A 12,874-nucleotide genomic window follows, 5' to 3' on the forward strand; every position below is an offset into this window, starting at 1 on the left:
CAGCGCTGGTTGGCTGCGGCCCTCCTGCCGGTGTCGATGTACCTCCTGACCCTTCCCGCACTTGCTGGGGAGGGTTTTGCCATTCTGACCGGCGATGATTGCCAGTTGCGCACCCAGACCCAGGGTGGTTGGGGCGCGCCGCCCAATGGCAACAACCCCGGGGCCTACCTGCATGCCAACTTCGCGGGGGCCTTCCCCGGTGGGGTGACCATCGGCTGCGAGAACACCTTGGTGTTCACCTCTGCGCAGGCCATCACCAACTTCCTGCCCAGCGGCGGACCGCCCAGCGTGTTGCCTTCGGGTACGTGGGTGAACCCCACCGGCTATGGCAACGTGCTGGCCGGGCAACTGCTGGCGGCCACGATCAGCGTGGGTATGGACGCCTACGATCCGGGCTTCGGTGCGAGCAGCACCCTGCTGGGCAACGCCATCGTGGCTTCGGGTCCCTTCGCGGGCTGGACGGTGAACGCGGTACTGGCCGCGGCCAACGACTTCATCGGCGGCTGCGGCGGCAGCTACACGGCGCCTCAGTTCAACAGCGTGCTCACGGCCATCAACGAGAACTTCACGGGTGGCAACACCAACAACGGTTTCCTGATCTGCTCGGAGAGCGAGGAGTGCGAGGCCTACGCGGGCACCTTGGCGGGCTTCAAGCCCACGGACTGTCTGCAGGAAGGCGGCACGGCCATCGGTGGCATCCCCATCGGCGATGCGGTGGTTCCGCCGGGTTACCAGATCGCCTGGGTGCTGACCCAAGGCCCGGGTCTGGTGATCATCGAGGTGCGCGACATTCCCATTTTCGACGTGTATGCGGAAGCGTTCTACACCATCCACACGCTGGTGTACAATCCGGCCACGCTGGACCTGACGAGCATCGTGCTGGGCGTGACCACGGGCTTCGATATCGCGGCCTTGCTGATCGAGAACGGCGGCGATATCTGCGCGAGCCTGGACGTGACCGGCACGAGCGTGCTGGTGGAGAACCCCGATGCGGGCTCGCTCACCGGCTTCAAGGATGAGGATTGCCTGGAAGAAGGCGGTACGGTGATCGGTGCCACGCCCAACGGGGACATGCATGTGCCACCGGGCTACCAGGTGCTTTATGTATTGACCCAAGGCCCCGGGCTTGTCATCGTGGATGTGAGCCCCGCGCCCTTCTTCACAGTGAACGACCTGGGCCTGTACACGATCCACACGCTGGTGTATGACCCGGCCACTCTGAACCTGGGCGGTGTTGTCATTGGCGTGACCACCGGCTTTGAGGTGAACAGCCTGCTGATCCAGGGCGGTGGCGTGATCTGCGCCGCATTGGATGTGGCCGGCGCGCCCATAGACATCATCGATTGCCCGGATGAGGAGTGTGAGGCGGATGCCGGCACGCTTTCCTATGATGGTGGCGAGTGGCCTTGCCTGTCCGAGGGCGGCAGCGTAGCACTTTCGGCCACCCCGAATGGTGACGCCGTGGTCCCTGCCGGCTATCAAGTGCTGTATGTGCTCACGCAAGGACCCGGCCTGGTGATCGTGGACGTGAGCGCCGACCCGAGCTTCAGCGTGAGCACCGCTGGCAGCTACACCATCCACACGCTGGTGTACGACCCCGCGACGCTGGACCTGAGCATCGTGGTGCCTGGCGTGACCACGGGCTTCGATGTGAACAGCCTCTTGATCCAGGGAGGAGGCGAGATCTGTGGCAACCTGGACGTGGCCGGGGTCTCCTTCGAGGTGGAGAACTGCCCGCCGCCACCGGCCGGCCCATGCTGTACGTCCAATGGTACGCCGGGTTGCGATGATGCCGCCTGCCAGGCCGTGATCTGCGCGTCGGATCCCTTCTGCTGCAATACGCAATGGGATGGCATCTGCGCCGGTTCTGCGCTTGCCAACGCGAACGCTGGGGGTGCCTGTGCGGACGTGAGCAACTGTCCGAGCGGGCCACCCCCGCCGCCGGAGTGCGTGGAAGCGCCCGAATGTGTGCTGAGCGATCCGGAGGCCTATGCCACGGTGATCGCCGACGATAGCTTCTGCTGCGAAGTGCAGTGGGATGGTCTCTGCCAGAGCGCCTTCGACGCGATCAGCGACAGCTGCGGAGGGCAGTCCTGTGTGGAAGCGCCCAACTGTGTGTTGGCCGATCAAGCCGCCTACAACACCGTGGTGGCCAATGATCCTTTCTGCTGCGAGACGTTCTGGGATGGCCTCTGCCAGAGCGCCTTCGACGAGATCAGCGACAGCTGCACCGGAAGTGGTGTGGGTCCTTGCTGCTCCAGCCACCAAGGTGTGGGTTGTGAGGACGCCGCCTGCCAAGCCGTGATCTGCGCGTCGGATCCCTTCTGCTGCAATACGCAATGGGATGGCATCTGCGCCGGTTCTGCGCTTGCCAACGCGAACGCTGGGGGTGCCTGTGCGGACGTGAGCAACTGTCCGAGCGGGCCACCCCCGCCGCCGGAGTGCGTGGAAGCGCCCGAATGTGTGCTGAGCGATCCGGAGGCCTATGCCACGGTGATCGCCGACGATAGCTTCTGCTGCGAAGTGCAGTGGGATGGTCTCTGCCAGAGCGCCTTCGACGCGATCAGCGATAGCTGCGGAGGGCAGTCCTGTGTGGAAGCGCCCAACTGTGTGTTGGCCGATCAAGCCGCCTACAACACCGTGGTGGCCAATGATCCTTTCTGCTGCGAGACGTTCTGGGATGGCCTCTGCCAGAGCGCCTTCGACGAGATCAGCGACAGCTGCACCGGAAGTGGTGTGGGTCCTTGCTGCTCCAGCCACCAAGGTGTGGGTTGTGAGGACGCCGCCTGCCAAGCCGTGATCTGCGCGTCGGATCCCTTCTGCTGCAATACGCAATGGGATGGCATCTGCGCCGGTTCTGCGCTTGCCAACGCGAACGCTGGGGGTGCCTGTGCGGACGTGAGCAACTGTCCGAGCGGGCCACCCCCGCCGCCGGAGTGCGTGGAAGCGCCCGAATGTGTGCTGAGCGATCCGGAGGCCTATGCCACGGTGATCGCCGACGATAGCTTCTGCTGCGAAGTGCAGTGGGATGGTCTCTGCCAGAGCGCCTTCGACGCGATCAGCGATAGCTGCGGAGGGCAGTCCTGTGTGGAAGCGCCCAACTGTGTGTTGGCCGATCAAGCCGCCTACAACACCGTGGTGGCCAATGATCCTTTCTGCTGCGAGACGTTCTGGGATGGCCTCTGCCAGAGCGCCTTCGACGAGATCAGCGACAGCTGCACCGGAAGTGGTGTGGGTCCTTGCTGCTCCAGCCACCAAGGTGTGGGTTGTGAGGACGCCGCCTGCCAAGCCGTGATCTGCGCGTCGGATCCCTTCTGCTGCAATACGCAATGGGATGGCATCTGCGCCGGTTCTGCGCTTGCCAACGCGAACGCTGGGGGTGCCTGTGCGGACGTGAGCAACTGTCCGAGCGGGCCACCCCCGCCGCCGGAGTGCGTGGAAGCGCCCGAATGTGTGCTGAGCGATCCGGAGGCCTATGCCACGGTGATCGCCGACGATAGCTTCTGCTGCGAAGTGCAGTGGGATGGTCTCTGCCAGAGCGCCTTCGATGCGATCAGCGACAGCTGCACGGGACCTGTCTGCGTGGAAGTGCCCGCGTGCGTGGCCGCCGACCAGGCCGCCTATGAGACGGTGGTCGCCGCCGACTCCTGGTGCTGCGAGGTGGAGTGGGACTTCATCTGCCAGGATGCCTTCGACGCGATCAGCGACAGCTGCACGGGACCTGTCTGCGTGGAAGCTCCTGCCTGCGTGCTGAGCGATCCCGAGGCCTATGCTGCGGTGCTGGCCGTGGATCCCTTCTGTTGCGAAACGGCATGGGATCTCATCTGCCAGGCGCAGTTCGATGAGTTGAGCGACGCCTGCGTGCCACCTCCGCCTGTCTGCGTGGAAGTGCCCGAGTGCGTGGCCGCCGACCAAGCCGCCTATGAGACAGTGGTCGCCGCCGACTCCTGGTGCTGCGAGGTGGAGTGGGACTTCATCTGCCAGGATGCATTCGACGCGATCAGTGACAGCTGCACGGGACCTGTCTGCGTGGAAGCTCCTGCCTGCGTGCTGAGCGATCCCGAGGCCTATGCTGCGGTGCTGGCCGTGGATCCCTTCTGTTGCGAAACGGCATGGGATCTCATCTGCCAGGCGCAGTTCGATGAGTTGAGCGACGCCTGCGTGCCACCTCCGCCTGTCTGCGTGGAAGTGCCCGAGTGCGTGGCCGCCGACCAGGCCGCCTATGAGACGGTGGTCGCCGCCGACTCCTGGTGCTGCGAGGTGGAGTGGGACTTCATCTGCCAGGATGCCTTCGACGCGATCAGCGACAGCTGCACGGGACCTGTCTGCGTGGAAGTGCCTGCCTGTGTAGCCGCCGACCAGGCCGCCTATGAGACGGTGGTCGCCGCCGATCCCTTCTGCTGCGAGTCGGGTTGGGACTCCATCTGCCAGGATGCCTTCGACGCGATCAGCGACAGCTGCACGGGACCTGCCTGCGTGGAAGTGCCTGCCTGTGTAGCCGCCGACCAGGCCGCCTATGAGACGGTGGTCGCCGCCGACGCCTGGTGCTGCGAGGTGGAGTGGGACTTCATCTGCCAGGAGGCCTTCGACGCGATCAGCGACAGCTGTACGGGACCTGTCTGCGTGGAAGTGCCCGATTGCGTGGCCGCCGACCAGGCCGCCTACAACACTGTGGTGGCCGATGATCCATTCTGCTGCGAGTCCGGTTGGGACTTCATCTGCCAGGAGGCCTTCGACGCGATCAGTGACAGCTGCACGGGACCTGTCTGCGTGGAAGCTCCTGCTTGCGTGCTGAGCGATCCCGAGGCCTATGCTGCGGTGCTGGCCGCGGACGCCTTCTGCTGTGACACATTCTGGGATGGCCTCTGTCAGACGCAATTCGATGCGCTGAGTGATGCCTGTGGTGGTCCGTCCTGCGTGGAAGCGCCTGCCTGCGTGCTGGCCGATCAGGCCGCCTATGAGACTGTGGTCGCCGCCGACCCCTTCTGCTGCAATACGCAGTGGGATGGTATCTGCCAGGATGCCTTCGACGCGATCAGCGACAGCTGCACGGGACCTGTCTGCGTGGGAGTGCCCGAGTGCGTGGCCGCTGACCAGGCCGCCTACAACACTGTGGTGGCCGATGATCCATTCTGCTGCGAGACGTTCTGGGATGGCCTCTGCCAGAGCGCCTTCGACGCGATCAGCGACAGCTGCGATGGTGGTGTATCCCTGAACCCCTGCTGCACCAGCCACACCGGAACTGGATGTGAGGATGCGGCCTGCCAATCCTTCATCTGCGCTGCCGACCCCTTCTGCTGCAACACGCAGTGGGATGGGCTCTGCTCGGGTGCCGCCATTGCCAATGCGGGCAACGGTGGTGTATGCTCTGGTGTGAGCAACTGCCCCAGTGGCGGTGGTATCATACAGGAAGACCCCGTGGCACTCTCCTTCACCATGTGGCCCAACCCCACCAACCAGTTCCTCTTCGTGAAGGCGGAGGCCGATCTGGATCCTGACGCCCGCATCGAGCTGACGGTGTGGAGCATGCAGGGCGCGCAGGTGATGCCCACCAGCCAGATGATGGATCGTGAACGCACGGTGATCGACGTGTCCAACCTCACGCCGGGCCAGTATCTGCTGCGCATGGTGGTGGGCGACCAGGTCGTGATCGACCGCTTCATGAAGATGGATTGACCATCGCCTGTTGACCTCCTGAGCGGGGCCCGGATCGATCGGCGGATGCCGTTTCGGTCCGGGCCCCGGCCTTTGCGTGCGGGTATTGCAGTTCCATGACGGAACAGGCCCATTCCGACCGATCCGGCTATTGTCCCGCCGTGTTCTCCAGGTGTTGCTTTGCGGCCCGAAACACGACACACCTGCGGGATCATGCGATATACTACGCTCATCACCATCGCGATGCTGACTTGCCAGCTCGCCGCCCAGGACCCGGTCACGGTCACCACCGCTCCCGGGAACGCCATGCGAACCTTCTACAGCCTGCAGAACGGGGTGGTGGACAGCCGCCCCATGGCCGAATGGGACCTGGCCTTCGAGATCACCGGCATCACCGGCAGCATCCAGGCCAACACCGCCAAGGGCATCCAACTCTACAAGGCACCCTATTCCATCGCCCAATGGGCCACGCTGGACACCACCGGTCTGGCCGCAGGTTGGCCGCAGCAGCACAACAGCGAGACCGATTGGAGCAGTGGCGCCTTCAACCAGGATCTCACCAGCAACCCTTTCGACCTGGGCTGGGGCATCTACAACATGATCACCCACAATGTCGTCGGCGACAGCTGTTTCGTGATCAAGCTCGCCGATGGCCAATGGAAAAAACTCCGCATCGACGGCTATGCCAGCGCCACCGACAGTTACACCTGGACCTGGGCCGATCTGGACGGCGGCAACGCGCAGAGCAACTCCCTCGTGCGGTCCCAGTTCGCCGGGCGCAACTTCGGCTACGTCTCCCTGGAGAGCAACAACGTCTTCGATGGCGAGCCGCCGGCGAACACCTGGGACCTCCTCTTCACACGCTACATGGCCTTCGTGCCCTTCCCGGTGCCCTCGATGTATCCGGTGGCCGGTGTCCTGCAGAACCGGGACATCCCCGTGCGCCGCGTGAACGGCGTCACTCCGGCTTACAACGATTGGAGCAGTGGACCCTTCAGCGATGCGATCAACGGCATCGGCTTCGACTGGAAGACCTTCAACCAGCAGACCTTCCAGTGGGAGTATGCCACCGATCGCGTGCACTTCGCGCAGGACCGTTCGGGCAACATCTGGAAGCTCGTCTTCATGGCCTATGGTGGCAACGCCACGGGCGACATGACCTTCACGCAGGAGATGGCCAGCGCCACGGGGATCGATGCGCCCACGTCAGGTGTTCTCGCGATCTGGCCGAACCCGGTGCGCGATGGCCATTTGAATGTGCTCCTCGATGGCCAGTCCCCCACGGCGAACGTGGTACTGCATGATGCCTGTGGCCGCATGGTGCGGGAGCAGCGGCTCAATGGCCTCGCCCATGGTGTGGCCGCATCGGTCGATGTCAGTGGTCTCGCACGTGGCATCTATGTCGTGCGGATCCAGAGCGAGGGCCACGCGCACAGCACCCGCATCGTGGTGGAATGATGCACGGACCGTACCGTACCCGCGATGCTTCGTGCACTGACCATCATCCACGTGTCGCTGACCCTTCCGCTGGCGGCGCAGGTGGAGGTGCGGGTGCGTGAGGCCGGAACAGGTACGGGTATCCCTTACGCCCACATCGCCTGGCAGCCCCTTGGCGGTGGTCCGGGGGCGATGGCGGTGAGCGGCCCGGATGGAAATGCGAGCCTGCCCCTGCATGACGACATGATGCGCCAAGGCGTGGCGCTGCGTGTGAGCTTCCTGGGCTATCAGGCCCGGCAGGACACGTTGTACACATTGGCCCCGGTCATCTGTGACCTGGAGCGTGCGCTGTTCTCGCTGAACGAGCTGGTGGTGACCGGGCAATACGCGCCGAACACCCCGGAGCGTGCCGTGCACAAGGTGCGCGTGATCGATGCCGCACGTTTCCAACGCATGGCCGCGAACAATTTGGCCGAAGGGCTTCGCAACGAACTGAACATCCGTCTGCGGCAGGACAACATCCTGGGCACCTCCATGAGCATGCAGGGCCTCGGGGGGGAGAACGTGAAGATCCTCATCGATGGCGTGCCGGTCATCGGCAGGCTGGACGGCAACATCGATCTCGCGCAACTGGACCTCACGGGCATCGAGCGCGCCGAGATCATCGAAGGACCGCTGAGCGTGAGTTACGGCACGAACGCGCTGGCGGGCACCATCAACCTCATCACCAAGCGCGGAGGAGCTGTGCCCGCCACACTGAAGGCGGTGACCCATGCCGAGCACATCGGCAGGTTGAACACCACCGTCACCGCCACGCGGCAGTACCGCGACAACGAACTGGCGATCACCGCAGGGCGCAACTTCTTCGGAGGTTGGGATCCCGGACAGGGCGGCTTCCCCGATCTCTCGCCCGCACCGGCCGACACGAACCGCTTCCAGCAATGGAAACCCCGCGAGCAGTTCTTCGCACGTTTGGGCCACCGCTGGAACGGGCAGCGCTGGAGCATCGGCTACAAGGGCGAGGCCATGCACGACCGCATCGTCAACCGGGGCATGCCCAGAGCACCGTATTTCGAGACCGCCTTTGATGAGCGGTACCTCACCCTGCGGCTGGACAATGCCGTCTTCGCCGAAGGTCGCCTGTCAAAAGGCCGCCGCATCAACGCGCTGGCCGCGCACAACCGCTTCATTCGCACCCGCAACACTTGGTTCCGCGACCTTACCACACTGGGCGAGCAGCTCGCGGACATCGCCGGCATGCAGGATACCTCGCGCTTCACGCTCACCAACGTGCGCGCGGTCCTCAGCGCCGCGCCGGACAGCGGACGTGTCAGCTATGAAGCGGGCATCGACATCAACTTGGAATCCGGGTCCGGCGACCGCATCGATGAGGGGGTGCGGAACATCGGCGACCTCGCGGCCTTCGCCAGCATGGAGTACCGGCCATCGGACCAGCTGACCCTCAGGCCAGGGCTCCGCTACGCCTACAACACGCGCTACGGAGCCCCATTGATACCCTCGCTCAACCTGCGCTGGCGCATGGATGACCGTTTCACGATGCGCGCCTCCTATGCCCGGGGTTTCCGTGCACCCAGCCTGAAGGAACTCTTCTTCTTTTTCGTGGACGTGAACCACGACATTACGGGCAACCCCGACCTGCGCGCCGAGCGTTCGCACAACTTCGCCGGAGGACTCACCTATCGCCACGCCAGGGAGAAGGTCGTCTACCTCAGTGAGGTGGGTCTGTTCCACAACCGCATCAGCGACCTGATCACCCTGGCGCAGGTCAGCGGCGCGCGCTTCAGCTATGTGAACGTGGGCGACCTCCGCACTGCGGGCGGCACGCTCGGCGCCAGTTGGGACAACGGCCATTGGATCGCCTCCATCGGCGGCGGGCTGACCGGCAGGTATGATGCGCTCGCCGCGGAAAGGGATGAGCCCTGGCTCTGGTCGCCCGAGGTGCGCGCCTCCATTACCCGCCATTGGATGCGCAGTGGATGGACCGCATCGCTGTTCTGGAATTACCAGGGCGAATTGGCCAACTACGTGCAGTTGTCCGACACGGAACTCGCACGAGGCTTCATCGCGCCGTTCCATTTGGCCGACGCCACCCTGGGCAAGCGGATCCTGGGCAAGCGCATGCTGCTCTCCGGCGGATGCAAGGACCTGCTCGACGTGCGCAACGTGGAAGCCGCCATCGCCGGAGGTGTGCACGCGGTGGGTGGCAACAGCGTACCCATGACCACGGGCCGCACCTGGTTCCTGCGGCTTGAACTGGATCTCAATAAGAAGGCAGCATGAGCGCCGCGCGGATCACCCTGGCGATCGCTTGCATGGCGATGCTCAGCGCCTGCATCAAGGAGGAGCTGCCCGTACCGGCCTACCCGCGCGGCGATGCGCGCGAAGTGCGTTTCTGCATGGGGCAGGGCTACCAGATGCAGTACTGGGTGGACCTGGGCAGCGGGGAGGCCGTGCGCGAGAACACCCTCATGGCCTGGGACCTCGCCTTCGAGGGCGGTCCGGAGGGTTGGCGCATCATGCTCAATGGCGGGCGGTTGATGCTGGCGTGGGATACGGGCCTGCCGGTGATCGATGCGGCGGTGGACGTGCAGCAGACCGCGCTCCAGGGCCGGTTCGATGCTGCAAGCGGCCACCCGGACAGCACGGCCATCGGCGACTGGCGCAACACGCGCCCTTTGATCGTCATCGACATGGGCTACGATGCGCAGGGAAACCCCATCGGTCATCGCCGCATCCGGCCGGTCGAGGTAAGTGCATCGGCCTACACGCTGGAATTGGCCCAGGCCGACGGCAGCGACGCTGTGATCGTTTCCGTGCCCAAGGACCCGCAACGCCATTGGACCCATTTCGCTTTCGGGCAGGGCGCGCTGCAAGTGGCTCCTTCCAACGGCCAGTGGCACATCGTGCTCACCCGCTACACGCACTTCTTCGCCGAGGACGATCTGCCCTACCTGGTGGTAGGGGCGTTCATCGATGGTGCCCATACACGCGTACTGCGGCTGCCGGACGCCGACTTCGCCACGGTGGAGCTCGCTGATACGCTCGGTCATCCCTTCCTGCGCCGCCGCGACATCATCGGCTACGACTGGAAGGAGTACGACTTCGATGCCGGCCGATACGAAGTGGATGCCCGCCGGGTGTACATCCTGCAAGTGTCCGATGGCCGCTTCTTCAAGCTGCGCTTCCTGGACTACTATGGCACCAGCGGCCAGGCCGGTTGTCCGCTTTTCGCCGTGCAGGCCCTGTGAGGATCATTCCTCCATGCCGCCACCGCCGCGCAAACTGGGCTCGGTGCGCTGGGGCCTGCGCCGGAAGAAGGAGGCGTCGCGCTCGCCGAATTTCCACGTGGCGGTGAAACGCACGAAGCGCATCTCGCGGCGGCGGAAGTCGTCCTGGATGAAGGTGGGCGTGTCGTAGGCATAGCCCCAACGGCGCGTGAAGAAGACGTCATTCACCGAGAGCACCGCGCTGAGCCGCTTGCTGAACTCCTTCGACAGCGAGACGTCCACACCGTAGTTGCTGATGCGCGTGCCCTGCGGGATGATGCCCGGGGCGCGGTACTCGCCGTTCAGCTGCAGAACCAGGTCCTTCGGCATCTCGTAGCTCACCATCAGCTTGGCGTCCCACACCACACCACTGTTGCGCACCGGCATCAGGCCGCCCAATTCCACGGTGACGTACTGGAGTGTGCCGCTCAGGGTCGTCACCAGCTTCTTCACGGGTTCCACACGCAGGGTGTTCTCCCAGCCATACTCGAAGGCGTTACGGCCGTTGTCCCAGCTGTTCACCAGGATGTCGGGGTCGCTTTCCAGCGGATAGGCCACATGGCTGATGATGTCCTGGATGTAACGGCCATAGAGTGAACTGAGCCAGGAGCCCTTGCCGTTCTGGAGCGGGAGCAGGTGGTTCAGTTCGGCCATGTTCACCAGCTCCGGTGCCAGCGCGGGGTTGCCGATGCGGATGTTGCGGCTGTCGGCGATCTGGATGAAGGGCATGATCTGCCAGAAGCGCGGCCTGCGGATCTTGCGAGAGAAGTTGACCTGGAACTCACGGGAACTGTTCTCCCAGCGGCGAACGAGGTACAGGGCCGGGAAGAAGGTCTTGTCCAGGTCGTCGGTGCCATCGGGGTACTTGTAGCCCAGGAAGCTGCCTTTGCCGCGCAGTTCGGCCTCGAACCAGGTCTGTTCGAAACGGATGCCCGCCTGCAGCGCCCAACGTTCGTTCAGCTTGCGCGACCAGTTGAAGTACGCGGCGTTGACGATGTCGGTGATGAGGTAGTCGTTGCTCTGCGAGGTGTCCACCACCGACTCGCCGATGAGCGGGGAGGTGAGGTACACGTTGAGCCAGGTGTTGTCCAGCGTGTAGCTGCCCATGAAGCCCCATTCGATCTTGTTGTCGTCGTCGATGGGGTCCACCGCATCGAACTGGGCGCGCCAGCGGTTGTAGCCGGCACCGCCGGAGTTCTCCTGGGTGCGCGGGCTCCATACCAATGGGTCGCCATCGGTGCCGAAGCTGCGCGTGGTGAATGCTGAGATGCTCTCACGCTGCCAATAACTGTGGTTCAGGTCCGCGGTCCATTCCCTCCCCTGTTTCGGGCTCTTGCGGCGGAAGAGCAACTGGTTGTTCAGGCTCATGTTCCGCGTGTCGTTCACATTGAACTGATCGCCGCGGGAGAGCGGTTCGCCCTCTGGCGTGGAGGTACTGAAGATCTGGGTCTCGTCGCCGCCCATGTTCCGCATCTGCACATTGGTGGCCAGGCTGATCGTGTTGCGGTTGCTCTGGTCCCAGTCGATGCCGACGCGGCCGCCCCGCATGGTCCAGTTGCTGTTGTTCTCCGCGTCCTGCCGGAAGATGCTCACAGGCACCCCGTCCACCAGGTCCACCCGGTTGGTGCGGCCATCGGTGGCATTGGTGGAAGTGTTGTAGTTGTAGCCGACGCTCAGCCCCCAGCGGCCTTCCTTCACATTGAGGTTGCCTTGCAGCTGGTAACGGTCGTTGGTGCCGATGCCGCCCTGGACCTGGCCGAAGTAGCCGGGCTTGTCATTCTTCTTCAGCACCACGTTGATGATGCCGCCTGTGGTGCCCGCATCGAAGATCACCGAAGGGTTTGTGATGATCTCCACGCGCTCGATGTCCTCTGCAGGGATCTGGTCCAATGACAGGGCACTGGGCCGGCCGTCCACCAGGATCTGTGGTGAACTGCCGCGCAATTCCACGTTCCCTTCCACGTCCACGTTCAGGCCGGGGATGTTCTTCATCACGTCCACGCCCGATCCTCCCCGCGTGGTGAGGTCGCGCTCCACATTGAACACGCGGCGGTCCACCTTCATCACCACTTGGCTGCTGCGGCCCGTGATCTCCACTTCCTGGAGGAGTTCGGCGTCGGGCTCCAGCAGCAGGTTGCCCAGGTCGGCTTCCATTTGGTCGCGCGTAAGGGTCACTTCGGAGGAGAGCTTCTTGTACCCGATGAAGCTCACTTCCACCCGCAGGGGGGCCAGGGGCAATTTCTCCACGCTGAACTCGCCGTTCGGCCGCACGATGGTTCCACCCAGCAGGCTGTCGTTGCGCTGCAGAAACACGGCGATCGTGGCGAACTCCGCAGGTTTGCGCGTGCTGGCGTCCAGCACCCTGCCATAGACCTTGCCGATGGTGGGTGGAGCGCCGCCGCCGGGGCGTTGCGCCAGGAGTTGCAGGCAGGTGGGAAGGAAGAGGATGGGGGTGAAGGCCCATCGCAGGGCCGGGATAGCGAGGCGCATGTCGG

At 64.2% G+C, this 12,874-nt stretch carries 5 protein-coding genes; 4 read left to right on the top strand and 1 reads right to left on the bottom strand.

Annotated elements, in window-relative coordinates; all coding sequences use genetic code 11:
* Positions 1-36: 36 nt before the first annotated feature.
* The 4 genes from KIT10_13440 (at position 37) to KIT10_13455 (ending at position 10,361) form a co-directional block, all read left to right on the top strand.
* The gene (locus tag KIT10_13440; protein MCW5900265.1) at positions 37-5,676 is read left to right on the top strand and encodes a T9SS type A sorting domain-containing protein; all 5,640 of its coding nucleotides are present in this window, start codon (positions 37-39) and stop codon (positions 5,674-5,676) included.
* 222 nt (positions 5,677-5,898) lie between these two features.
* Complete coding sequence (locus KIT10_13445; GenBank protein ID MCW5900266.1) at positions 5,899-7,113, top strand: T9SS type A sorting domain-containing protein; 1,215 nt, start codon at positions 5,899-5,901, stop codon at positions 7,111-7,113.
* 24 nt (positions 7,114-7,137) lie between these two features.
* Positions 7,138-9,393 (top strand): TonB-dependent receptor, encoded by a 2,256-nt coding sequence (locus KIT10_13450; GenBank protein ID MCW5900267.1) that lies wholly within the window; start codon positions 7,138-7,140, stop codon positions 9,391-9,393.
* Positions 9,390-10,361, top strand: coding sequence for an HmuY family protein (locus tag KIT10_13455; GenBank protein MCW5900268.1), 972 nt, complete (start codon positions 9,390-9,392; stop codon positions 10,359-10,361). The genes KIT10_13450 and KIT10_13455 overlap by 4 nt, the downstream gene beginning before the upstream one ends.
* 3 nt (positions 10,362-10,364) lie before the next feature.
* Here the strand turns inward: KIT10_13455 and KIT10_13460 are convergent, their stop codons facing one another.
* The gene (locus KIT10_13460) at positions 10,365-12,869 is read right to left on the bottom strand and encodes an outer membrane beta-barrel protein (GenBank protein MCW5900269.1); all 2,505 of its coding nucleotides are present in this window, start codon (positions 12,867-12,869) and stop codon (positions 10,365-10,367) included.
* Positions 12,870-12,874 lie beyond the last annotated feature (5 nt).

Source organism: Flavobacteriales bacterium (assembly GCA_026129465.1).
Lineage (GTDB): Bacteria > Bacteroidota > Bacteroidia > Flavobacteriales_F > PHOS-HE28 > PHOS-HE28.

What these genes read in the sequence shown, in the direction of transcription:
- KIT10_13440 (MCW5900265.1), top strand. Translation starts at nt 37, where the DNA reads ATGTACCTCCTGACCCTTCCCGCACTTGCTGGGGAGGGTTTTGCCATT.
- KIT10_13445 (MCW5900266.1), top strand. Translation starts at nt 5,899, where the DNA reads ATGCTGACTTGCCAGCTCGCCGCCCAGGACCCGGTCACGGTCACCACC.
- KIT10_13450 (MCW5900267.1), top strand. Translation starts at nt 7,138, where the DNA reads ATGCTTCGTGCACTGACCATCATCCACGTGTCGCTGACCCTTCCGCTG.
- KIT10_13455 (MCW5900268.1), top strand. Translation starts at nt 9,390, where the DNA reads ATGAGCGCCGCGCGGATCACCCTGGCGATCGCTTGCATGGCGATGCTC.
- KIT10_13460 (MCW5900269.1), bottom strand. Translation starts at nt 12,869, where the DNA reads ATGCGCCTCGCTATCCCGGCCCTGCGATGGGCCTTCACCCCCATCCTC.